The sequence below is a fragment of the Paenibacillus sp. CMM36 genome (assembly GCF_053570945.1).
The window spans coordinates 36,920-59,648 of the sequence record NZ_JBSEDY010000023.1; the positions used below are offsets into that span (position 1 = coordinate 36,920).

At 45.5% G+C, this 22,729-nt stretch carries 24 protein-coding genes and 1 other annotated feature; all 24 genes read right to left on the bottom strand.

The window, feature by feature from the left end; genetic code table 11:
- Positions 1-52 precede the first annotated feature (52 nt).
- The 24 genes from rplJ to ACWA2B_RS26095 all read right to left on the bottom strand — a co-directional run bounded on the left by rplJ (position 53) and on the right by ACWA2B_RS26095 (position 22,449).
- Positions 53-556, bottom strand: a complete 504-nt coding sequence (gene rplJ, locus ACWA2B_RS25980; RefSeq protein WP_013312168.1) for a 50S ribosomal protein L10 — start codon at positions 554-556, stop codon at positions 53-55.
- 74 nt (positions 557-630) lie between these two features.
- Positions 631-782 (bottom strand) — a sequence feature (ribosomal protein L10 leader region).
- A 68-nt stretch (positions 783-850) separates the two neighbouring features.
- Positions 851-1,543 carry a 50S ribosomal protein L1 gene (gene rplA / locus ACWA2B_RS25985; protein ID WP_013312169.1) on the bottom strand — a complete coding sequence of 231 codons (693 nt, stop codon included), beginning with the start codon at positions 1,541-1,543 and terminating at the stop codon, positions 851-853.
- An 87-nt stretch (positions 1,544-1,630) separates the two neighbouring features.
- The gene (rplK, locus tag ACWA2B_RS25990; RefSeq protein WP_007432595.1) at positions 1,631-2,056 is read right to left on the bottom strand and encodes a 50S ribosomal protein L11; all 426 of its coding nucleotides are present in this window, start codon (positions 2,054-2,056) and stop codon (positions 1,631-1,633) included.
- 73 nt (positions 2,057-2,129) lie between these two features.
- Complete coding sequence (nusG, locus tag ACWA2B_RS25995; RefSeq protein ID WP_007432596.1) at positions 2,130-2,663, bottom strand: transcription termination/antitermination protein NusG; 534 nt, start codon at positions 2,661-2,663, stop codon at positions 2,130-2,132.
- 22 nt (positions 2,664-2,685) lie between these two features.
- Positions 2,686-2,877, bottom strand: coding sequence for a preprotein translocase subunit SecE (secE, locus tag ACWA2B_RS26000; RefSeq protein ID WP_013312170.1), 192 nt, complete (start codon positions 2,875-2,877; stop codon positions 2,686-2,688).
- Positions 2,878-2,897: 20 nt separating this feature from the next.
- Entirely contained in the window at positions 2,898-3,047 is a 150-nt protein-coding gene (gene rpmG, locus ACWA2B_RS26005) for a 50S ribosomal protein L33 (RefSeq protein WP_023990562.1), read from the bottom strand.
- Positions 3,048-3,382: 335 nt separating this feature from the next.
- Positions 3,383-4,027, bottom strand: a complete 645-nt coding sequence (sigH, locus tag ACWA2B_RS26010) for an RNA polymerase sporulation sigma factor SigH (RefSeq protein WP_016324748.1) — start codon at positions 4,025-4,027, stop codon at positions 3,383-3,385.
- Between the two features lie 162 nt (positions 4,028-4,189).
- On the bottom strand, positions 4,190-4,711 hold the full coding sequence (locus ACWA2B_RS26015; RefSeq protein ID WP_007432599.1) for an NYN domain-containing protein: 522 nt from the start codon (positions 4,709-4,711) through the stop codon (positions 4,190-4,192).
- 4 nt (positions 4,712-4,715) lie between these two features.
- Positions 4,716-5,462, bottom strand: coding sequence for a 23S rRNA (guanosine(2251)-2'-O)-methyltransferase RlmB (gene rlmB / locus ACWA2B_RS26020; RefSeq protein ID WP_013312173.1), 747 nt, complete (start codon positions 5,460-5,462; stop codon positions 4,716-4,718).
- Between the two features lie 55 nt (positions 5,463-5,517).
- Complete coding sequence (locus ACWA2B_RS26025) at positions 5,518-5,976, bottom strand: Mini-ribonuclease 3 (protein ID WP_449292799.1); 459 nt, start codon at positions 5,974-5,976, stop codon at positions 5,518-5,520.
- Entirely contained in the window at positions 5,973-7,376 is a 1,404-nt protein-coding gene (gene cysS, locus ACWA2B_RS26030; protein ID WP_209950197.1) for a cysteine--tRNA ligase, read from the bottom strand. Before cysS ends, ACWA2B_RS26025 begins: the two co-directional genes overlap by 4 nt.
- Positions 7,377-7,400: 24 nt before the next feature.
- Complete coding sequence (gene cysE / locus ACWA2B_RS26035; RefSeq protein ID WP_039274948.1) at positions 7,401-8,081, bottom strand: serine O-acetyltransferase; 681 nt, start codon at positions 8,079-8,081, stop codon at positions 7,401-7,403.
- Positions 8,082-8,568: 487 nt separating this feature from the next.
- Positions 8,569-10,029 (bottom strand): glutamate--tRNA ligase, encoded by a 1,461-nt coding sequence (gene gltX / locus ACWA2B_RS26040; RefSeq protein WP_029514500.1) that lies wholly within the window; start codon positions 10,027-10,029, stop codon positions 8,569-8,571.
- Positions 10,030-10,068: 39 nt separating this feature from the next.
- Positions 10,069-10,545, bottom strand: a complete 477-nt coding sequence (gene ispF / locus ACWA2B_RS26045; RefSeq protein WP_025723806.1) for a 2-C-methyl-D-erythritol 2,4-cyclodiphosphate synthase — start codon at positions 10,543-10,545, stop codon at positions 10,069-10,071.
- Positions 10,542-11,240: a 2-C-methyl-D-erythritol 4-phosphate cytidylyltransferase gene (ispD, locus tag ACWA2B_RS26050; RefSeq protein ID WP_029514501.1), complete on the bottom strand. Its 699-nt coding sequence runs from the start codon at positions 11,238-11,240 to the stop codon at positions 10,542-10,544. The genes ispF and ispD overlap by 4 nt, the downstream gene beginning before the upstream one ends.
- Positions 11,241-11,310: 70 nt before the next feature.
- Positions 11,311-12,396, bottom strand: a complete 1,086-nt coding sequence (locus ACWA2B_RS26055; RefSeq protein WP_029514502.1) for a PIN/TRAM domain-containing protein — start codon at positions 12,394-12,396, stop codon at positions 11,311-11,313.
- A 185-nt stretch (positions 12,397-12,581) separates the two neighbouring features.
- Entirely contained in the window at positions 12,582-13,328 is a 747-nt protein-coding gene (gene pssA / locus ACWA2B_RS26060; RefSeq protein ID WP_029514503.1) for a CDP-diacylglycerol--serine O-phosphatidyltransferase, read from the bottom strand.
- Positions 13,329-13,382: 54 nt separating this feature from the next.
- A complete protein-coding gene (disA, locus tag ACWA2B_RS26065) occupies positions 13,383-14,459 on the bottom strand; it encodes a DNA integrity scanning diadenylate cyclase DisA (RefSeq protein ID WP_013312183.1) in 1,077 nt (358 codons plus the stop codon).
- A 12-nt stretch (positions 14,460-14,471) separates the two neighbouring features.
- Positions 14,472-15,845 carry a DNA repair protein RadA gene (gene radA / locus ACWA2B_RS26070; protein WP_013312184.1) on the bottom strand — a complete coding sequence of 458 codons (1,374 nt, stop codon included), beginning with the start codon at positions 15,843-15,845 and terminating at the stop codon, positions 14,472-14,474.
- Between the two features lie 240 nt (positions 15,846-16,085).
- Positions 16,086-18,530 carry an ATP-dependent protease ATP-binding subunit ClpC gene (clpC, locus tag ACWA2B_RS26075; protein WP_023990572.1) on the bottom strand — a complete coding sequence of 815 codons (2,445 nt, stop codon included), beginning with the start codon at positions 18,528-18,530 and terminating at the stop codon, positions 16,086-16,088.
- A 44-nt stretch (positions 18,531-18,574) separates the two neighbouring features.
- Complete coding sequence (locus ACWA2B_RS26080) at positions 18,575-19,639, bottom strand: protein arginine kinase (protein WP_029514505.1); 1,065 nt, start codon at positions 19,637-19,639, stop codon at positions 18,575-18,577.
- Between the two features lie 28 nt (positions 19,640-19,667).
- Positions 19,668-20,192, bottom strand: coding sequence for a UvrB/UvrC motif-containing protein (locus tag ACWA2B_RS26085; protein ID WP_029514506.1), 525 nt, complete (start codon positions 20,190-20,192; stop codon positions 19,668-19,670).
- A gap of 69 nt (positions 20,193-20,261) precedes the next feature.
- Positions 20,262-20,726, bottom strand: coding sequence for a CtsR family transcriptional regulator (locus ACWA2B_RS26090; protein WP_013312188.1), 465 nt, complete (start codon positions 20,724-20,726; stop codon positions 20,262-20,264).
- Between the two features lie 535 nt (positions 20,727-21,261).
- Entirely contained in the window at positions 21,262-22,449 is a 1,188-nt protein-coding gene (locus ACWA2B_RS26095; protein ID WP_029514507.1) for a GNAT family N-acetyltransferase, read from the bottom strand.
- Between the last annotated feature and the right edge of the window lie 280 nt (positions 22,450-22,729).

The window sequence follows — 22,729 nt, forward strand, 5'->3', positions numbered from 1 at the left end:
AAATTCGTATTTTTTTGTTCTCAACTGCTATACAGCAGGTTTAATCCCTAACTTATGCGCTTTGCTCTTCTTTTTCTGCAACAGCTTTAACTGCAAGCGCGAAGTTGCGCACAGGAGCTTGAAGCACGCTGAGGAGCATGGAAAGGAGACCTTCGCGGGATGGCAGTTCTGCCAGTGCTTTGATTTCCTCAACACCGATAACGCGACCTTCTACAACTGCACCTTTCAGTTCCAGTGCATTGTTCTTCTTAGCGAAATCGTTCAAGATTTTAGCTGCAGACACTGCATCATCTTTGCCGAACGCGATTGCAGTAGGACCTGTCAATACTGCGTCCAGTTCAGTCAATTCTGCTGCCGCAGTTGCACGGCGGAGCAGTGTGTTTTTCAGCACTTGAAATTCGATTCCGGCTTCGCGAAGCTGCTTACGCAGCTCAGTTACTTGGGCAACATTCAGACCGCGATAGTCTGCAACCACAGTCGTTACGCTCTCACGCAATTTCGCAGCTACAACTTCAACAGCTTCTTGTTTTGCTTGAATCACCTTTGCATTTGCCAAACTGTACACCTCCTGATCAATTTATCCGCTTTGTTCGAAGCACCCGATCTGGTGATCTCACAAAGCTTGCTTTCATAAGCATGAAAAAAGCCTCCGTAGAGTACGAAGGCTTGATAAATCTACATGGACGGGACAAGCCCGTCACATGAAACGTTCTATCATAACACCTCGGTAGGAAATTAAGCCCTAAGGCACCTACTGTCTACGGTAAGCATATTCAACTTTAATGGTCAGTCACAAGGACTCACAACTTTTATAGAATAACAATTTTGATTGAACATGTCAATCAAAATATTATCTGTAAACAGATGCGTTCACACGTGCACTTGGTCCCATAGTCGAAGAAATAGCGATGTTTTTCAGGTATACACCTTTAGCAGCCGCTGGCTTCGCACGGTTCAAGGCTTCAACCAAGGCTTTAAGGTTCTCGTTCAGCTGTTCAGCACTGAAGGAAGCTTTGCCGATTGGCGCATGAATTTGACCGGCTTTGTCGAGACGGTATTCGATTTTACCGGCTTTAATTTCTTGAACAGCCTTGGCAACGTCGAAAGTAACTGTGCCTGCTTTAGGGTTAGGCATCAAACCTTTACCACCGAGCAAACGACCCAGTTTACCAACCTCACTCATCATATCAGGTGTCGCAACGCAGACGTCGAATTCAAACCAGCCTTGTTGGATTTTGTTGATCATATCTTGATCGCCAACAAAATCAGCGCCAGCAGCTTCCGCTTCTTTCACTTTGTCACCTTTTGCAAATACCAGAACGCGTTGTGTTTTACCCGTACCATGCGGCAGGACAACAACACCACGAACAGCCTGGTCTTGTTTACGGGAATCTACGCCCAGACGAACTGCAGCTTCAACGGTTTCGTCGAATTTAGCAGTCGCAGCCTTTTTCACCAGTTCAACGGCTTCTAAAGGCTCGTAAGTTGCTTCGCTGTCAATCAGCTTAGCAGCTTCCAGGTACTTCTTACCATGTTTAGCCATAATGTTTTCCTCCTTATGTGGTATTAGCGGATATTCCTCCCACACTTGCCGGACAGTCAAACTGCCGGCACACGTAGATTAATAAAATTAATCTACGATGGTGATACCCATGCTGCGAGCAGTACCTTCAACCATACGCATTGCCGATTCTACGGAAGCTGCGTTAAGGTCAGGCATTTTTTGCTCTGCAATTTGACGAACAGCAGCGCGATTTACAGTTGCAACTTTCGTTTTATTCGGTTCACCGGAACCTTTTTCGATTTTAGCAGCAACTTTCAACAGAACAGCAGCCGGTGGAGTTTTGGTGATGAACGTAAAAGAACGATCCTCAAATACCGAAATTTCAACCGGAATAATCAGGCCTGCTTGATCAGCAGTACGAGCATTGAACTCTTTACAGAATGCCATGATGTTGACACCTGCTTGACCCAAAGCTGGACCTACTGGAGGCGCTGGATTAGCTTTCCCTGCAGGAATCTGCAGTTTTACCATTTTAATTACCTTTTTTGCCATGGATGACACCTCCTTGACTCAATAGTGGTAGACGGACCTATCGATCCTCCCACAAGAAACCTGTAAGAAAAATCTATATTTTCTCCACTTGAGTATAATCCAACTCAAGCGGGGTTTCCCGTCCAAACATGTTGACGTGAACTTTAAGCTTGCTCTTCTCAACCAAAATTTCTTCCACGGAGCCCACAAAATTCGCAAAAGGACCAACTTTAATTCGCACGGATTCCTTAACATCGAATTCAATCTTCGGTTTCGGCTCTACCATGCCCATATGCTTCAGAATCTGTTCAACTTCTTCTGGAAGCAATGGCGTCGGTTTGGAACCCGAGCCTGTTGACCCTACAAATCCCGTAACACCTGGTGTGTTGCGTACAACATACCAAGAGTCGTCGGTTTGGACCATTTCGACTAAGACATAACCAGGGTAGACTTTACGCATAACGGTTTTTTTCTTACCGTCCTTGGTTACCAGTTCTTCTTCCATAGGAACAAGAACACGGAATATCTTGTCTTCCATGCCCATGGACTCAACGCGTTTTTCCAAATTGGCTTTGACTTTGTTCTCATACCCTGAATAGGTATGAACGACGTACCATCTTTTTTCCATATCAAGCCACCTGGAACCCTTCCTAGATAATCGCTTCGATCACAGCGGAAATGCCGATGTCGAGAACCCAAAAATAAATCGTGACGAACGCAATTGTCCCTATGACAATCAGCGTATAGTTGGTCAGTTCTTTACGATTGGGCCAGCGAACCTTCTTGAGTTCAGCCCAGCTTTCAGAGAAAAAGGAAAACAGAGACTTGAAACTGCGTTTCACGCCGACTACACCTCCAAAAACTATCTGGTTTCCCGATGAGAAGTCTGTTCGTTACAGGACTTACAGAATTTCTTCATCTCCATGCGGTCGGGGTGATTACGCTTGTTTTTCGTCGTTGTGTAATTTCTTTGTTTGCATGTTGTACAAGCCAAAGTAATAATTACCCGCATGATGTGCACCTCCCGAAGACATCCAACACCGGAAGTCTCATAATTGATCCTAAAAAAAACCGCGAATTTAGGCCTACCTAAAACACTTTATCACACGGGGTTTTCCATGTCAACGAATGTTTGCATACAATTCGCAGTCCCGACTGTGGTGCATTTTAACATCTGTGCATCCTTTTAAACTGTTCTCTGAAAAGCCGCTTCAAAAATCAAGGCGATATCTATTATTCGTCTTTTTTAGTATAAATCATTTGTAACACTTATAAACCTGCATAGCCTACCTATAACGAATAAAAAAAGACTCGGACTCGAGCCTTTTTCCCTGTCAGCCTCTACTTTCAACTATCTCTTACTTCCAGATACTTTTCAAGTTTACGCTTGACCCGTTGCAGCGCGTTATCAATGGATTTCACATGGCGGTCAAGATCCTCTGCAATCTCCTGATACGAACGTCCGTCCAGATACAACATAAGTACCTTGCGTTCCAGTTCGCTCAGAATCTCGGACATCTTGTCCTCAAGGCCCACAAATTCTTCCTGATTGATGATCAGCTCTTCAGGGTCACTTACTTGTGTTCCGCAAATCACATCGAGCAACGTCCGGTCTGACTCTTCATCATAGATGGGCTTGTCCAGAGACACGTAAGAGTTCAGAGGAATGTGCTTTTGTCGTGTAGCCGTCTTAATTGCCGTAATAATCTGTCGTGTAATGCACAACTCGGCGAAAGCCTTGAACGAAGCAAGCTTGTCTCCTTTAAAATCACGAATGGATTTGTAGAGACCAATCATGCCCTCCTGAATAATATCCTCGCGATCAGCACCAATCAGGAAGTAGGATCTGGCCTTGGCCCGCACAAAGTTCCGGTATTTGTTGATCAGAAACTCCAGCGCTTCCCCATCACCTTCATGGACTGCTCCGACAATGTCTTCATCATTTTTGTAATCAAACTTTGACAACATGATATCCTTGAGGTCCACACTCACTAACAATCCCTCCGGCTGCAACGCAAGGTACCCGTTACTCTCTCAAATATACGACAAGTATACGCGATGTAACCTGATACCGTCAACCACAACAACCTAAAAAAGAAGAGCGCTAACAAAATTGTCAATGGTTTCAAAATGGAGTGGCGTCCAATTATTGGTTTATTCTCTTCTCCATCGTTCAAACAACTTTCGAAGCTCCGGGCTCAGTTTGGCATCTAGCGAGTTACGGGACAATTTAGCACTATCCTGCTGGATTCGCTTCTGCACTTCTCTTTCGGATTCCTCAATCTCGATCAGTAATTCTCGCGCCGACACCCTAAGTGCACCTTGCCCAAATGCGACATGTTGCTCTACCTGATCGCTTGTCGCTACGTAAATACTTCTTCTTTTACTGCTCAGCTCCCGAACCAATCGCTCGATGCACTCATCAGCAGTTTCTTTTTCTCTGGTAAAATAAATCTGGACTTTGCTCTGAGCAAAAGTTTTACCTAATCCTGGCACCCTGTAAGCATCAAATACGACGATGACTCTTCTGCCGGAATACGCCTGATGATCCGCCAGTCGTTCAAGAAGTCTGTCCCTCGCTTCCTGCATACCAGATTGTACCAGTGCGGAAAGTTCGGGCCAGGCTCCAATCATGTTGTAACCGTCCACAAGCAGAACATCCCGCGTGTCAGCCATATCGTTAGCCCCGTGCCTGTCGTCCGCGCAATACTTCGTACATGACAACACCTGCAGCTACAGAAGCATTAAGGGAATTAATTTGCCCCGCCATTGGCAGCTTGACGAGTACATCGCATTTCTCACGAATCAAACGGCCCATACCTTTATTTTCGTTACCAATGACAATGGCTACTGGTCCCGTGAATACTCCATTCCCAAAGACAGGGTCTGTCGCTGTAACATCCGTGCCAACTACCCATACACCTTCTTCTTTAAGACGATCAATGGTTTGTCCCAGATTGTTTACACGCGCCACCGGAACGTACTCCACAGCACCTGCCGATGTTTTGGACACCGTTACAGTTACAGCTGCAGAACGCCTTTTCGGCACAATAACACCATGCGCTCCAGTACAGTCCGCTGTACGAAGGATGGAGCCCAAATTATGAGGGTCTTCAATCTCATCCAGCAAAATCAAAAACGGCTCTTCTCCCTTATCACGAGCAGTTGCGAGCAATTCTTCCACTTCAACATAGGCAAAAGGCGCAGCTTGCGCGACCACTCCCTGATGTTGAATGCCCGGAACCATTTGATCCAGCTTACGCTTGTCCACCTGCAAAACAATAATTCCTGCTTTTTTCGCCTCAGCTGTAATCGGCAGTGTCAAATGTTTTTGCGCATTATCCGCAATCCAAATTTTATTTATTGTTCTGCCTGAACGCAATGCCTCCGTTACCGAATGCTTACCGGCAATCCATTCTTCTTCCATCTCTAGCTTCCTCCCGGGAAACGGCTGATACTTGTTCCATCCAGTCCATTCCCATTTATGATTTTCCTGTATTTTCCATTTGTGCAATTCCGTACGTAATCAACTCTCTTAATCTGTCCAAATGTCCATCACAATAAAGAGATCCAATCAACCCCTCCAGTGCAGTGGCGTGCCGATACTCAAGCACATCAGCATTTTTGGGCAAACTTCCTGATTTAGCATTTCTTCCTTGTCGGACAATATCGCGTTCTTCTTCCGTCAGTACATTTTCCAATAGCCCCAACATGCGACTCTGCGCCTTGGCGGAGACTAGCCCTGTGGCTCGCCGATGCAGATGATTTGGACGCAGGTTAGGCTGTGCCAACAAATATTGCCGGACAGCTACCTCGTACACTGCATCACCAATGTAAGCTAGTGCAATGGGGGGCATCAAACGTGCTGGCTTGGACGCAGGGTACGGGAACCAGTTCCCCGTACCTTCCGATGCTCCTGAGTTCAGTGGCTTTTCATTCATTTTCGCCGCCACCGCATCCCCTGCGTCGTATCTTCAAGCACAATGCCTTTTGCAGCCAACAGATCGCGAATTTCGTCAGCTCTACCCCAATTTTTGGTCTTACGAGCTTCGACACGTTCAGCAATTAACTGCTCAATTTCGTCATCCAGCAACTCTTCACTCGGCTCCGAATAAATGCGAAGCACGTTATTCATCGAATGAAAGGTATGCAATACAGCTTGTAATTCTGCCTGATGTACGACATCTCGTTGCAACAAATGGTTTGCTTCGCTAACCCAATCGAATACAGCAGTAATCGCATCAGGTGTGTTGAAATCATCATTCATTTTTTCGCCAAACTGCTGCAAAATTCCGTCGAGCTTCGTTTGCAGTTCCGTCGATACTCCCTCATTACCTTTCAGCGCATTAGCTAAACGATGCTTCACATTGGCAACTGCATTGGCGATCCGTTCGACACTGTTCTCCGCCTGACTCATAGTCTCTTGGTTGTAGTTTAACGGATTTCGGTAATGCGTCGACAACATAAAATAACGTATAGCCTCAGGCTTGTGATGAGCGCGCAAATCTTTAACCAAAATACCATTACCGAGTGATTTCGACATTTTTTCATTATCTATGCGAATATATCCGTTATGCATCCAGTAGCGAGATAATGGCTTACCTGTAATCACTTCGGATTGTGCGCATTCACATTCATGATGCGGAAATTGCAGATCCTGTCCGCCCCCATGAATATCCAGTGTATCCCCCAAATAATGGCGAGCCATAGCAGAGCATTCGATATGCCAGCCTGGTCGTCCATTTCCCCAAGGGCTCGACCAATGAATTTCGCCCGGCTTCGCTGCCTTCCAGAGTACAAAGTCCTCGGCATTTTCCTTGCGTTCATCCACATTGATACGAATTCCGAACTGAAGCTCTTCCAGATTTTGACCTGACAGTTGTCCGTAATCTTTGAACTTTTTGGTCCGATAGAACACGTCGCCATCATTCTCATAGGCATAGTCTTTGTCTACCAATTCCTTAATAAAATCAATAATCAGATCCATGCTCTCTGTTACACGAGGGTTCATACTGGCAGCAGGAACATTCAATCCTGCCAGATCCTCATGGTAGGCGGCAATAAATTTCTCAGCAACTGCCGAAACATTCATGTCAAGTTCCCTAGCTTTGCGGATTAGTTTATCATCAACATCTGTAAAGTTCACCACATAGTTTACATCATAGCCCAAATACTCCAGGTAGCTGCGCACCACGTCAAATACAATTACAGGCCGTGCATTACCAATATGAATGTAATCATACACGGTAGGTCCGCATACATACATTTTAACCTTTCCAGGCTCCAGTGGCACAAAGGGCTCCCGACTCCTCGTCATTGTATTATAAATTTGAAGCGGCATTGTTATGTTCCTCCCTCATGAAAATCATTTTTCTAATTTATTCTCTTGGGCCACCTGATGTTTCTGAGCGGTTGGCCCATCCTTCAAATCAGACATTTCTGCACGCAAACGTTCTATTTCCCGTTGAAGCTCTCGCATAGAATCCACAACCGGATCAGGCAACTGATGACTAAGTCGGTCTGGACGCCTACCATCCTGTCTGACAACTCGCCCCGGGATGCCCACCACCGTACTGTTTGGTGGAACTTCTTTGAGCACAACCGAGTTAGAGCCAATGTTGGATTGTGCCCCAATCGTGAAAGAGCCTAATATCTTCGCACCAGAGCCGATAACAACATTATTCCCAATGGTCGGATGGCGCTTACCTTTCTCTTTCCCAGTCCCGCCGAGTGTGACCCCCTGATACAATACGACATCGTCGCCAATCTCACAGGTTTCCCCGATGACAACTCCCATGCCATGGTCAATGAACAGCCGATCTCCGATACGAGCGCCAGGATGAATTTCAATGCCTGTCATAAACCTTGATACCTGGGATATAACACGGGCTAGAGTACACCAGTTTCGCAAATAAAACCAATGTGCGATTCGGTGTGCCCAAAGGGCATGAACACCGGAATACGTAAAAATGACCTCCAGCTTACTCCGGGCGGCCGGATCATTATCCAAAACAGTCTGAATGTCGGATTTGAAATGTCTGAACATGTCGCCCTCCTATTCCCTTCATATCCTTGCCGCATCATCACAACACTTCACGTTCCGCCAATTTTCGCATCCACCAGCACTCTTCGACATTTTTCTATCTATAACGAGTCTGAGTCTGATAAAAAAGAAAAAGCGCCTCCGCAGCCTAAGCTGCAGAGACGCATGAACGTGGTCCCACTCTGCTTTCGAACATATCTGCTGCATAAAAAGCAGATAATCCGTCTTTGGCGTCCTGTAACGGGAACGAATCGGCACGCCCTTGTCACATCAGCATTTGATGCTAATGAGGGTTCGGGCGCACGGCTCCCAGGCGCATTTCCTCCGCAGGTCAACTGGACGGCTCTCAGCCTGGGGTTTCCCCTCGACCGTCCTCTCTGGCAGATGCCCTTATGCAGTGTACTTCTCCTGTTCGCAGCCTTTACACGTAAATATCAATCCGTATCAATGGAGTCATTATAGCGAAAAGACAACAAATTGACAAGAAATATCAGCCTTTAATTTGTGCCTTGAGACGATCCAGTACCTTGTCACGTCCAAGCAAAAAGATAGTTTCATTCAGATCCCGTCCATGCGTTTGGCCTGTAAGAGCCACACGAATCGGCATGAATAATTGTTTCCCCTTAAAACCGGTTTCCTTTTGAACTTCTTTGATCAGCTTAGCCATTTGTGGAGCTGTAAATTCCTCACTCGTTTCAACTTTACCTGCAAAAGCTCTAAGTACCTCAGGAACCTGCTCTTCGGCCAATACAGCTGCTGCTTCAGCATCCAGTTCCAGATGTGAACGGAAAAACAACTCAGACAACGTTACAATATCGGACGCAGATGTCATCTGTTCCTGGTATAAGCGAACAAGGGCCTTAGCCCAATCCAGTTGTTCCGCAGACAGCTCAGTAGGCAACAGCCCCGCTGTCTGGAGATGTGGAATCGCCATGCTGGCAATTCGCTCAGGATCAGCCTTTTTAATATAGTGATTGTTCAAATAAGCAAGCTTATTTGTATCAAACACAGCTGGACTTTTGGACAAACGATTAGGATCGAAAATCGAAATCAGTTGTTCCCGATCATAGATCTCTTCTTCGCCTTCTGGGGACCAACCCAGCAGTGCGATGAAGTTGAATATAGCTTCTGGCAAATAGCCCAACTTGTCATACTGCTCCATAAACTGAATAATGGATTCGTTACGTTTACTGAGCTTTTTGTGATCCTCACCTACAATCAGCGTCATATGACCGAAGCGTGGCGGTTCCCACCCGAGAGCTTCAAAGATCATCAACTGCCGCGGTGTATTGGAAACATGGTCTTCGCCCCGTAGTACATGCGATATTTTCATCAAATAATCGTCAACTGCTACAGCGAAGTTATATGTCGGAATACCGTCTTTTTTGACGATAACAAAATCGCCGCTTTCCTTGGAATTGAACGTAATTTGTCCTTTAACGATATCGTCAAACGTATATTCACGATCTTCCGGTACACGAAAACGAATACTTGGTACACGGCCCTCTGCTTCAAATGCCTGGCACTGTTCTTCTGTTAGATCACGATGTTTTCCAGAATAGCGCGGTGTCTCCCCACGTGCCGTCTGCTCTTCACGCTCGCGCTCCAGCTCTTCTTCAGTGCAGTAACAGCGGTAAGCCAAACCACGATCCAGCAAATCCTGCCAGTATGTTTTATATATGTCCAAGCGTTCAGTCTGACGATAAGGTCCAAACTCTCCTCCCACGTCTACGCTCTCATCCCAGTCCATACCCAACCATTTCAAATATTTAAGTTGGCTTTCTTCTCCGCCCTCAATATTGCGCTTCACATCTGTGTCTTCGATTCGAATAATAAATTTCCCACCTTGATTGCGGGCAAACAAATAATTAAATAATGCCGTTCTGGCATTTCCAATGTGCAGATGCCCTGTAGGGCTTGGTGCATAACGTACACGAACTTCCGTGCTCATATAATCTCCTCCAAATTGAATTACTCAAGATGATAGCATTTACTTGATAAGACAGACAACCGATTGAGCCGCGATTCCTTCACCCCGGCCGGGAAACCCGAGTTGCTCTGTCGTGGTCGCCTTGACGTTCACCTGGGATAGCTCCTCTGCTTCCAGCGCCCGAGCGATGACTTCATTCATCTGCGGAATATACGATGCCATTTTGGGCTTTTGTGCGATAATCGTAGAATCGATATTCCCCAAGCGATATCCTCGCTCTTTAGCTAGCCCCCACACATGCTCCAGTAGCTTAAGACTGTCAGCATCCTTAAATTCTGGGTCATTATCCGGAAAATGCTTCCCGATGTCTCCCAAGCCAAGCGCGCCCAGGATAGCATCGCTAATGGCATGCAGCAGTACGTCTGCATCGGAATGGCCCAATAAACCTTTTTCATACGGAATATTCACACCTCCGATGATGCATGGCCTTCCTTCCACCAGCTGGTGGACGTCAAATCCCTGTCCCACTCTGATCATTTGATATCCTCTCCCTCTGTTTTCACCCATAGCGCCGCCATATCCAAATCCTCCGGTGTAGTAATTTTGATGTTCTTGTAGCTGCCTTGAACGACAGTAACCGGAATGCCTAGCCGCTCTATCAGCATAGAATCATCTGTTCCCAAGAATCTCGACTGCTCCGCTTCCTCATAGGCTCGCAGCAGATCGGAAAGACGAAAAGTCTGTGGCGTTTGAATACTCCACAGACTTCGGCGATCCGGCGTTGCTGTAATGATACCATCCCCGTTCACTTGCTTGACCGTATCCTTTACAGGTACTGCCGCTACAGAAGCACCAGTACGCTGGGCTGCCTCAAGGCATGAACGTACAAGCTCAGGTTGAATGAGTGGACGCACACCATCATGCACCATCACCCAATCCGCTTGTAAGTGGCGCAGACCGCGATAGACCGAATGCTGGCGTTCACTGCCACCAGCTACCACCCGTACATTTTTACCGATTTTGTATTGATGAATCCAATCTCGGCAGCGTTCCACATCTGCTGTCCCAGTCACCATCACCATTTCATCCACTTCGGGCATAGCTGCGAATATTTCAAGTGTATGTATGAAGATGGGCTTGTCCCGCAAAAGCAGAAATTGCTTGCTCTCCTGCGTCCCCATACGGGAGCCGCGCCCTGCTGCCACAATGACAACTCCTACCCGATTGTTCATTCAAATAACTCCTGCCCTGATCGCACTTGGACGATCCGTATGATAACACATCTACTTCATCATACCGCGTTTATTGAGCTTTTTCCAATAATTTCGGTTTGGCAAAGATCATACGTCCGGCAGAGGTCTGAAGTACACTCGTGACCAGCACCTCCATAAGAGAGCCAATATAGTCACGTCCGCCTTCCACAACAATCATCGTACCATCATCCAGATAGGCTACACCCTGCCCATGCTCCTTGCCGTCTTTAATAATCTGCACCATAATTTCCTCACCGGGTAGTACGACAGGCTTCACTGCATTCGCCAAATCGTTAATATTCAGCACTGATACACCTTGCAGTTCGCATACTTTATTCAGGTTAAAATCGTTAGTTACAACTTTACCCTGTAACACCTTTGCCAGCTTGACCAACTTACTGTCAACCTCTGAAATTTCCTCAAAATCACCTTCGTAAATGAGCACATTCACATCCAGCTCTTTTTGGATTTTATTCAAAATATCCAGGCCCCGTCGTCCACGATTACGCTTAAGTAAATCTGATGAATCTGCAATATGCTGAAGCTCCTCTAACACAAATTCAGGAATCACAATCGTTCCTTCAATAAAACCTGTCTTGCAGATATCTGCAATACGCCCATCTATAATGACGCTGGTGTCCAAAATTTTATGTTCCTCCAGCTTGCGTTCTTCTGCACCCGTTCCCCGACCAAAAAAGCCAGAACTCCAAAAGGATGACAGCTCGTCCCGCTTTTCTAGTCCAACCATTAATCCCACATATCCACATATCACGGTAACAGCCGTCTGGATAAGTTGACCCGGGGCCCCCAACCATGAAAAAAGCGGATAGACTGCTAAGGAAAGTATCAATCCCACCGCTAAACCAATCACACCTGCCATCATCTCGTTCATCGGAATTCGTACCAAGCCTTCAATGCCCTGTTGCAACCGGTTCGCCACGGATGCTCCTGCGAATGAGCACCCGGCCATAAATAACACTGCTCCCGCCATCATCCAAACAACCATTCCCGGTAAAGACCCATCACTCAACCATTCTGGCATCCACGATACAATGCCCCCTACCCGCTGGTATAACGTATAGCCAAACCATGCTCCGCACAATCCTGTAAAAGTTAAAATAGCCTTTCTCCACATTGAATCTCTATACCTCCTTTATTTTCTTTTCATTAGTCTGCTATTTATTGGATACATAGCATTTCTCTTACCAGTATGATCCATTTCCCACATAACTAACCCTGTGTTTTCACTTTTTATGCATAAAAAAAGCATTTATCTCCTTGAAATAATTCAAGGAAATAAATGCTTATACTTGCTTGATACTACCGCTGTGAATGACGATATTGATCGTCCTGTTCTTCCTGACTGGAACGATCCCGATCACGCCCACGTCTGCGTGATAGTTTACGAATGTTCAGCCTCATACCATACAATGCATACAGCACCAGTGGCACAAAAATCAGCTTCGACAGCTGGTCAGGGAATTTAACAGCCAACACCACCGCTGCAATTACGACCCATGGAGCCACCCAAATTGCTTTTTTCGGGAGGCCAACCTTTTTAAAATTTGGATATTTCATGGAGCTGACCATCAAATAAGAGACCAGCAACATGGCAATCGACATGTATAACAAAGAAATATCGTTATGGAATAAGGACAAAGTGGCTAATACGCCACCTGCTGCCGGAATTGGTAGACCCGTAAAATAACCTGGTACACCAGGACGTACGTTAAATCGAGCCAAACGCAACGCTCCGCACATCGGGAAAATGGCAGTAACCGTCCAAGCGAGAGCCGAATTCGCATCATGAAAAGCAACCATGTACATAATAACTGCGGGAGCAACACCAAAAGATATCATATCTGATAAGGAGTCCAGTTCTTTACCGAATTCGCTTTGGGCATTCAGGACCCGGGCCATTCTTCCATCCAGTCCGTCCAACAACATGGCGACAATAACCATAATAGCGGCAAGACTGTATTTTCCGTCTACAGCCAATAAAATGGCGATCATTCCGAGAAACAAGTTACCTAAGGTACACAAGTTCGGAATTGATTTGGTAATCATCTCTTCACCTCAATGTATGAATTGTTCCATTATAATCCTTTCACTGTATTACATTTACATTTGCCTGTCAATGAAAACTTGTTCCTGCAAACGTTTAAGACCTTCTTTAATCGTACGCGCACGAACCTCTCCAATACCATCCACTTCATCCAGTTCTTCTATCGTTGCTGTGATGACATGTGGAAAACGTCCAAACCGCTCTACCAGATTATGAATAATCACATTCGGTAAACGCGGTATCTTGTTCAGTACCCGATAGCCGCGTGCAGCAATATACTCCTCTGATGTCGCAGCTGAAGAAGGGTAGCCTAGTAAACGTACAATATGATTCACATCCAACAATTCGTCGTCCGTAGAACGTTTGAGTCCCAATATAATTTCACGAATCTTTTCGTCGCTATCGTCTTTGGCATAATCCTTATACAACAACCATGCTTCTTCCTCAATATTGCTGACAAGCTCTTCCATCTGCATACTAATTAGACGGCCCTCATTTCCGAGCTCGTTAATAAATCGTTTGATCTCCATTTTGATGCGCAGCACCATTTCGATCCGTTGGATGACATTAACGACCTCCGGCATGGTAACCAGCTCTTCAAATTCAGATGCTGTCAAATTCGTAGAGGCTTGCCCCAACACAGATCTATATTTTTCTAACGTCTGAATAGCCTGATTGGCTTTCGTTAAAATAACCCCGATTTCCTTGAGCGCATACCGTAATGTCCCCTGATACAAGGTAATAATATTACGCCGCTGGGAAATAGACACAACTAATTTGCCAGTCTGCTTTGCAACTCGTTCTGCTGTCCGGTGCCGAATTCCTGTTTCAATTGAAGAAATGGAGGAGTCCGGAATCAGTTGCGTATTGGCATATAAAATTCGTTTTAAATCCTCGCTTAATATGATTGCGCCGTCCATTTTAGCCAACTCATATAAATAGTTCGGTGAAAAATCACAATTGATGGAGAAACCGCCATCCACGACTTCCATAACTTCTGGGCTATAGCCAACGACCAGAAGAGCACCCGTTTTGGCACGCAAAACGTTTTCCAACCCGTCGCGAAAGGGAGTTCCCGGTGCCACAAGCCGCAGCAAATCGTTCATTTTATCCAGTTGGCTCGCTTCTTTCATTCTCAATGCCCCCTAATCTAATGCGGCTGCTAGTGCATCTGCCACCGTTCCTACTCCTATAATTTGTATCCCTTTCGGATGTGTCCAACCCTTCAAGCTTTTCTCCGGCATGATCACCCGTTTGAAACCTAGTTTCTCCGCTTCTCGTACTCGCTGTTCTGCTCGGGATACCGCGCGCACCTCACCTGTCAGTCCCACCTCGCCAAAAATCACATCATACGGCTTTGTAGGAGCATCTCTAAAGCTGGAAGCAATACTCACAGCTATAGCCAAATCTACCGCCGGTTCATCCAACTTTACACCTCCGGCTACGTTGAGATAAGCGTCCTGGTTTTGCAAAAACATGCCCATCCGCTTTTCTAGCACGGCTATGATTAATCCCATTCGATGATGATCGACTCCTGTGCCCATCCGGCGTGGAGATGGAAAATGCGTAGCTGCAATCAATGCTTGCAGTTCAACCAATACAGGCCGGGTTCCTTCCATACTGGCTACAACAGTAGAACCCGCCACCCCTAGTGGGCGTTCAGACAGAAACAACTCGGAAGGATTGGATACCTCACGCAAACCGCTTTCAGCCATTTCAAAAATACCAATTTCATTTGTAGAACCAAAACGATTTTTAACTGCACGCAAAAGCCGATACGTATGATGACGCTCTCCTTCAAAATAAAGCACACAATCAACCATATGTTCCAACAAACGCGGACCTGCAATGGCACCTTCCTTGGTCACATGCCCTACCAGTACCGTAGCAATACCTAGCCCCTTGGCAATTCGCATAAAGCGTGAAGTACATTCCCGCACCTGAGCCACACTACCTGGTGCACTCGTCACCTCAGGCAAATATACAGTCTGTATCGAGTCGATGACCAAAAACTCCGGCTTCAAGCTGTCCACCGCTTCTTCAATCGTCTCCAAATTCGTCTCACATAATACGTATAGGCTGGGGGACAAGGCACCGAGTCGATCTGCACGTAGTTTCGTTTGACGGACAGATTCCTCACCAGACACGTACAGCACCTTTAAACCAGTTAAAGCCAGCTCATTAGATGTTTGCAGCATAAGCGTAGATTTACCGATTCCCGGATCACCGCCCACCAAAACGAGTGAACCCGGCACCACACCTCCACCGAGTACTCGATTCAATTCGCCAATCCCCGTCAAAATTCGTGTTTCTTTGCCACTCTCCACCTCTATAATAGGGAGTGGCTTGTCTTTTGTGCTATGAGTAAGAAGGGAAGACCCCATTCCTTGAGTTTTTACAACGCTTTCCGTTTCTTCGACCATGGAATTCCATGCCTGGCATCCAGGACATTTTCCGTACCATTTGGGCGATTCATATCCACATTCCGTACAGGAAAACTTAGTTTTCACTTTAGCCATACTTTGTTCCTTGGCTCCTTATTGACGACGATGATGTCAAATTTATGTTCATACAGCCCAGAAAGAGCTGTAACAATAAAAGTTTACCATTGAAGCTTGGCGGACGTAAAGCAATATCACAAACTTTCCCAAAGCATTTACCCAACCTTTTCACCGTGTTTTATACACAAAAAGGGTGTCTTCGCAATAGCTTTCCAGCCTGCGAGACACCCTTTTCTACTATTTATTTAGTAAACTGCCTTAGGACTTGGCAGATACATTATCCTTTTTCGTTACAGTCAATGCACCGTTCTCCTCATCAATGAAAAGAGAGTCACCTTTAGTGATGTTGCCAGTCAATAGTTCCTCGGACAGGCGATCTTCAATATGCTTCTGGATTGCACGACGCAATGGACGCGCACCATACGCTGGATCAAAGCCTTCCTTGGCAAGGAATTTTTTAGCATTGTCTGTCAACTCGAAGTCCACTTCATACTCATTCAGGCGCTTACGCAGCTCCTCAGACATGAGTGACACAATTTCAGCAATATGTTTTTCTTCGAGAGAATGGAAAACGATAATTTCATCAATCCGGTTCAAGAACTCAGGACGGAAACTTTTCTTCAATTCATCCATCACTTTGCCCTTCATATTATCGTAATCCGCTCCAGCGTCCACTACAGCTGTAAAACCAAGCGTGGAGTTACGTTTAATCGCCTGTGCACCAACATTTGATGTTAGGATGATGAGTGTATTACGGAAATCAACGACACGACCTTTGGAATCTGTCAGACGACCATCTTCCAGTACTTGCAGAAGAATATTGAATACTTCTGGGTGTGCTTTTTCAATTTCATCCAGCAATACAACAGAGTAAGGCTTACGACGTACCTTCTCGGTCAGTTGACCGCCTTCCTCATATCCAACGTACCCTGGAGGCGCTCCTACCAGACGAGACGTTGAGTGTTTCTCCATATATTCAGACATATCAATACGGATAACCGCATTTTCATCTCCAAACATGGATTCAGCCAAGGCGCGTGCCAACTCTGTTTTGCCAACCCCAGTTGGACCGAGGAAAATAAAGGACCCAATTGGACGCTTCGGATCTTTCAGTCCGGCACGTGCCCGGCGAATCGCCCGGCTTACTGCCTTAACTGCTTCGTCCTGTCCAATTACCCGCTCATGCAGCAACTCTTCCATATTCAACAAGCGGTGTGTTTCTTCCTCTTTCAGCTTGCTGACTGGAACACCTGTCCAGATTGCAACGACTTGAGCGATATCCTCTGGGGTAACTTCAGAATCTGTACGCCCCTGTTGTTCTTTCCATTGGTTTTTCGTCACGTCTAGCTCTTCGCGGATTTTTTGCTCTGTATCGCGCAGGGCTGCCGCTTTTTCAAACTCCTGACTTTGTACCGCTGAATCCTTTTCCTTCCGGATATCTTCCAGACGGTTTTCCAGCTGTTTCAGGTTTGGCGGTACAGTGTAAGAATTCAGCCTTACTTTGGAGCCCGCTTCATCAATAAGATCAATAGCCTTATCTGGAAGGAAGCGGTCGGTGATATAACGATCTGACAATTTTACGGCCGCTTCAATAGCTTCATCTGTGATCTTTACACGGTGATGCGCTTCGTAACGGTCACGCAGACCATACAGAATTTGAATCGCCTCTTCTGGAGAAGGTTGATCCACTGTAATGGGTTGAAAGCGACGCTCCAAAGCAGCATCTTTCTCAATATATTTGCGGTATTCATCCAGCGTGGTCGCACCGATGCATTGCAGCTCGCCACGTGCCAGAGCAGGTTTCAGGATGTTGGACGCATCAATTGCGCCTTCCGCTCCACCAGCACCAATCAGCGTATGCAGCTCGTCAATGAACAACACGATATTACCCGCTTGACGAATCTCGTCCATAATCTTTTTCAAACGATCCTCGAATTCGCCACGATACTTGGTGCCTGCTACCACAGAGCCCATATCCAGTGTCATTACGCGCTTGTCGCGCAACGTTTCGGGAATCTCATTCGCTATGATTTTTTGAGCCAATCCTTCGGCAATCGCCGTTTTACCTACCCCAGGCTCACCAATCAGAACCGGATTGTTCTTTGTACGGCGGCTGAGCACCTGAATTACGCGTTCAATTTCCTTGCTACGCCCAATAACAGGGTCCAGGTTGTTTTCCTTCGCAGATGCCGTCAGATCGCGTGCCAGACTGTCCAGGGTTGGCGTGCTGACATTAGCTGGAGCACCGTGATGGCTGGAAACAGCCTCGCTGCTGCCGAGCAATTGAAGCACTTGCTGACGCGCTTTGTTCAGACTGATGCCCAGGTTATTCAGTACCCGTGCTGCTACGCCTTCGCCTTCACGAATAAGACCCAGCAAAATATGTTCTGTACCTACATAGGTATGGCCCAGTTTGCGGGCTTCATCCATAGACAGTTCGATGACTTTTTTGGCACGTGGAGTATAGGCAATGTTCGTCGGTTGCTCTTGACCGCGTCCAATCAACGTTTCCACTTCATCCTGGATTTTTTCCAGTCCCAGGCCCAAACCGATTAAGGCTTTCGCTGCTATTCCTTCACCTTCACGAATGAGGCCTAGCAAAATGTGCTCTGTACCAATGTTGTTGTGTCCCAATCGAACTGCTTCTTCCTGAGCCAAAGCAAGCACTTTCTGTGCACGTTCCGTAAATCTTCCAAACATCATATATCCTGCACCTCCACAGTGTGTATTTCAGATCATTTTATATATTAAAGGGTTGTGCCTAATTTTTGCCGGATCAGCTTCGCCCGGTACATATCGCGCTCTTCGGTATTCATTTTATCCCCAAAGCTTTTTTGCAGGAACCCGGGTTGTGTCATCACATTCAGCTCATTCATCGCTGCGGTGGAAGGACGCTCCAAAATTCCCAAATCTACGCCAAGACGTACATCAGACAGCCGCTGTGCAGCCTCCTTGGAATCCAATACTGCTGCATACGACAAAATACCGAATGAACGCATCACCCGATCTGTAATTCGCAGCATAGATTCATTCATTAGCCTTTCTCTGGCAGAACGCTCGTGCTCAATAATTTGTAGCACCACGCCATGTAGATTCTCAATAATCTCCGCTTCGGTTTGTCCCAGTGTAATCTGATTAGACACCTGAAACAAATTTCCGACCGCTTCGCTGCCTTCACCGTAAATGCCGCGAACTGTAAGACCTACCTGTGAAACAGCAGACAATATACGATTGATTTGATGAGTCATGACTAATGCGGGCAAATGCATCATCACCGAAGCTCTCATACCTGTGCCGACATTCGTTGGACAACTGGTTAGAAAACCTCTCCGATCATCAAATGCATAATCAACATGCGCTTCAAATGCATCATCAATAACCATAGCGCGTTCCCAAGCTTCTCTAACCTGACATCCCGGATATAAGCACTGGATACGCAGATGATCCTCTTCGTTTATCATAACACTAACCGATTCATCATCGCTAATTAAGACAGCACCGTTACGAGATTCGTTCGCCAAATTAGGACTAATCAAATGCTTCTCAACCAGCACCTGCTTGTCGATCTCATCCAACTCGGATATTTTCAACGTATGAAAAGTACCAAAACCGCCTAAATCATCATACTGAAGGATATCCGTCAAGCGCTGAAGTGCTTCTGCCGACTGCTGATTGGTAGCAAGCATGGGAAAAGGCAGATGCTGCAAGTTACGCGCAATTCTTACCCGGCTGCTAATGACAATCTCCGAATCCGCAGCATCACCACGCATCCAGTCACTTAGCGGCTTCTCCGTAAACCGAATATTGGGCATTACGCATCCCTCCTACTCTTCACAAACTTTACTCTTCAGTCATTTCTTTTTCAAGCTCTCTGATTTGATCCCTAAGCTCAGCAGCTGATTCAAACTCTTCCTGTACAATGTGCTGTTGCATCTCTTTTTTCAAATCGTCAATTTGCCGTTTAACCTTCAGTCGGCCACCAGTGCGAACCGGAACTTTACCAACATGATTCGTACTGCCATGCACACGCTTGAACAGAGGGTCCAGACGATTATCAAAATATTGATAGCACGACGGGCATCCGAAACGTCCCAGCTTACTAAACTGTGCATAGGTCATGCCACAATCCTTGCATTGCAGGTTCTGCGGACCACTGTGGCCTGGAGACTGGCTCTTTGTACTGGAGTCAAAATCCAACATCCCCGACAGCAAGCTATGAATTGAAAAGCCGTTAGGTGTTCCAGGGATCATCTCCCCTTTTTCCTTCGCACACGTCTCACAAATATGAAACTCTGTCTTTTCGCCATTCACAATTTTGGTGAAATGCAAAGTTGCCGGCCGCATATTACATTCTTGGCACAGCATAAAAGCACCTCCTTCAATGTCAGGATTTAATACCCACCCTACATCCAAACATTAGTCTCTATTCACACACTATTTGGTCGCCAGCAACGAGATCAGCATAGCCTTAAGCAATCTTGCTCGCAGTTGATCACGATAGGGAAGCTTCAGTAATAATGTATCTCTCGATAAAGCAGCCTTCATTAGATTAGCTTCCCTTTTGCTTAAAAAATGGGCTTCCTCTAACTGATAAATCAGTCCTTCTGCTGCTGATTGGCTAATTTCCTCCCCGATGCTCTGATGAAGATGTGTATGGATGGCATGCTGTGCGGGTAGCTGAATTCGCTGAATACGAATGTAGCCCCCACCACCGCGTTTACTTTCCACCACATAGCCTTTTTCCAGCGTAAACCGGGTGCTAATTACATAATTAATTTGCGACGGAACGCAGGAAAAGCGGTCAGCCAGATCATTGCGCTGAATCTCCACCAAACCTTGGGGACTTTCCAGCAATATACTCTTCAAATATTGTTCAATAATATCGGAAACATTGCGCATTTCATCATCCTCCACTAACGGAAACGCAAGTATTCAAGTACATTTCACGCTCCACAGAGTCCGCCGTATATTGAACTTAACCAAACGGTAAAGTCACGAATCTAAGCTGTATTGAGGCTATTGCCTGTTCTACATCCATTGAAATGTACCGTCTTGTCTCTAGTGTGGCCTTTATTTGCGATTAATCATACACTTCTCTTATGTTCATAAGAGTCAGCTCCTAACTATACGCAAATCATTTCAATTCTCGTTTGCTTCTTTACTATCGAAATTACTTCATACGGCCAATCCATCAGCATAATACTTCTACAGAATCACACTAGGTTTGATTGACTTTGACTTTCTTTGACTATATTCACATTATAGCACATTATTCATTTTTGCCAAGGGGTCAATACCATTTTTCGCAATCTAATTATGTTTTATACAATACCATAAAAAAACTCTTCCCATTACAGAAAGAGTTGAAAATAATGATAACCACACAAGTTATATTCTCTGAAAGATGAGCTTAAAAGATCTAAATAGGCCTTTATCAGAAAAAATCCAATAAAAACGTTTGATTTACTGGTATTACGCGTTTAAGGGCAGACACATACTCACTGCTACCTTCAATACGCCCCCATTTACACAGATCATCAACCTGCTGGTAGCCAAGCATCAGAGTCGTCAGTGACTGAATCCCAAGTTTCAAGTCAACTACTATGGCATTTTTAGATGAAATGCTTTTGTTCACTCTCTCCAGACACCCTTGCCCTTTCGTCGTAATCGTTAATCTCCATACTCCTTCATTCCATGGAGCATACCGATCAGTCAGATTTAAGGTTAAACTTGTTTCCTCTCCAATCTGCTCAAAAGGGAATCTTTCTACAAAAGCAGCTGCATCCACAATACGCCCCATAAAATAAGGCACAGTTTCCTGTTGAATTCGAGGATCATCAAGTAAAAATGGCAAATTGTCATCTGCTGGAACGTAAATAAATTTACCTTGGGTTATCATTGAGTCATGATTTGCAAAATAAGTCCATAAAGCCCGACGAGCCGTCTCATTTTCATATACCAACTCATCACAATTCAACTGTTTATCTTCAATTTTGTATAGTGCATATCCTTGCGGATCGCCTGTTTCTGAGTAATATACCGCAGTTCGATAGTTCTCACTTAAAATCCGCTCTTGCCACCATTCCTTATCTCGTACCAGCGTGCCATTATAACGAGATGCATACGCTTGATACACTTGGTCCAGTTCTGAAATATCCTTGATATCGCGTTTGACTGTACCTTCTGTTTTAAGTTTTGCAGGGAATTTATCAATGGGAATGACGTATTTTTTGTACTCTGTATACGTTTCCCATCCAAATTTACGGTAGAAGGCAAAGGAGAATGGATGCAAAAAAGAAAGACTTTGTCCCGCAGACTTCATCTCTTCAAGTGCATGCGTCAATAAACGTGATACCATGCCTCCGCGACGCTTTTCTGGCCACGTCGCCACACCAGCAATGCCCCCCATATCAAAAACCTGACCATTTATGTATACCTGAAGCGGTAACAAAGTCAGTTTAGCATTTAAGTCATGTCCGTCGAATATTCCCCATGTTTGTTCTGGTTTGAATTTCTTCTTGGCCTTTTCCAGATCCTCTAGGGACATTGTAAACTGAAAAGCATATTGAGATAATTCAATAGCCGCTTCAAATTCCTCACGCTGTAATTGTCTGATCTCCATATCTTCATCACCTCGCTCGTATACTTGGACATCCATAAAAAAGATTACACACTTAGAGTGTGGCAAACCCCATTCTCTCTGTCAACCTTAGAAGCAGGTGGCCATCTAAAAATGCATAAAAAAAGGATGATAATCTCATTGAGATTATCATCCTCAGGCTGTCGAGAAAGTCTCGACAGCCTATTTTATGTTAATTTTGTTTAAGACGACACCGCGTTAATGTTGTATAATATAGGTAACTATTGTAGAACGGATGGTGTTGATATGCTACGCTCCAACC

Excerpts from the sequence above, each read along its gene's own strand:
- disA (WP_013312183.1), bottom strand. The coding sequence starts at position 14,459 with ATGAAAGAAGCGAGCCAACTGGATAAAATGAACGATTTGCTGCGGCTT.
- ACWA2B_RS26080 (WP_029514505.1), bottom strand. The coding sequence starts at position 19,639 with ATGCCCAATATTCGGTTTACGGAGAAGCCGCTAAGTGACTGGATGCGT.
- clpC (WP_023990572.1), bottom strand. The coding sequence starts at position 18,530 with ATGATGTTTGGAAGATTTACGGAACGTGCACAGAAAGTGCTTGCTTTG.
- rplA (WP_013312169.1), bottom strand. The coding sequence starts at position 1,543 with ATGGCTAAACATGGTAAGAAGTACCTGGAAGCTGCTAAGCTGATTGAC.
- cysE (WP_039274948.1), bottom strand. The coding sequence starts at position 8,081 with ATGTTCAGACATTTCAAATCCGACATTCAGACTGTTTTGGATAATGAT.
- pssA (WP_029514503.1), bottom strand. The coding sequence starts at position 13,328 with ATGATTACCAAATCAATTCCGAACTTGTGTACCTTAGGTAACTTGTTT.
- ACWA2B_RS26015 (WP_007432599.1), bottom strand. The coding sequence starts at position 4,711 with ATGGCTGACACGCGGGATGTTCTGCTTGTGGACGGTTACAACATGATT.
- radA (WP_013312184.1), bottom strand. The coding sequence starts at position 15,845 with ATGGCTAAAGTGAAAACTAAGTTTTCCTGTACGGAATGTGGATATGAA.
- nusG (WP_007432596.1), bottom strand. The coding sequence starts at position 2,663 with ATGGAAAAAAGATGGTACGTCGTTCATACCTATTCAGGGTATGAGAAC.
- ACWA2B_RS26055 (WP_029514502.1), bottom strand. The coding sequence starts at position 12,396 with ATGTGGAGAAAGGCTATTTTAACTTTTACAGGATTGTGCGGAGCATGG.
- rpmG (WP_023990562.1), bottom strand. The coding sequence starts at position 3,047 with ATGCGGGTAATTATTACTTTGGCTTGTACAACATGCAAACAAAGAAAT.
- ACWA2B_RS26085 (WP_029514506.1), bottom strand. The coding sequence starts at position 20,192 with ATGCTGTGCCAAGAATGTAATATGCGGCCGGCAACTTTGCATTTCACC.
- rplK (WP_007432595.1), bottom strand. The coding sequence starts at position 2,056 with ATGGCAAAAAAGGTAATTAAAATGGTAAAACTGCAGATTCCTGCAGGG.
- rlmB (WP_013312173.1), bottom strand. The coding sequence starts at position 5,462 with ATGGAAGAAGAATGGATTGCCGGTAAGCATTCGGTAACGGAGGCATTG.
- ispD (WP_029514501.1), bottom strand. The coding sequence starts at position 11,240 with ATGAACAATCGGGTAGGAGTTGTCATTGTGGCAGCAGGGCGCGGCTCC.
- ACWA2B_RS26095 (WP_029514507.1), bottom strand. The coding sequence starts at position 22,449 with ATGGAGATCAGACAATTACAGCGTGAGGAATTTGAAGCGGCTATTGAA.
- cysS (WP_209950197.1), bottom strand. The coding sequence starts at position 7,376 with ATGCCGCTTCAAATTTATAATACAATGACGAGGAGTCGGGAGCCCTTT.
- ispF (WP_025723806.1), bottom strand. The coding sequence starts at position 10,545 with ATGATCAGAGTGGGACAGGGATTTGACGTCCACCAGCTGGTGGAAGGA.
- gltX (WP_029514500.1), bottom strand. The coding sequence starts at position 10,029 with ATGAGCACGGAAGTTCGTGTACGTTATGCACCAAGCCCTACAGGGCAT.
- ACWA2B_RS26090 (WP_013312188.1), bottom strand. The coding sequence starts at position 20,726 with ATGCGCAATGTTTCCGATATTATTGAACAATATTTGAAGAGTATATTG.
- ACWA2B_RS26025 (WP_449292799.1), bottom strand. The coding sequence starts at position 5,976 with ATGAATGAAAAGCCACTGAACTCAGGAGCATCGGAAGGTACGGGGAAC.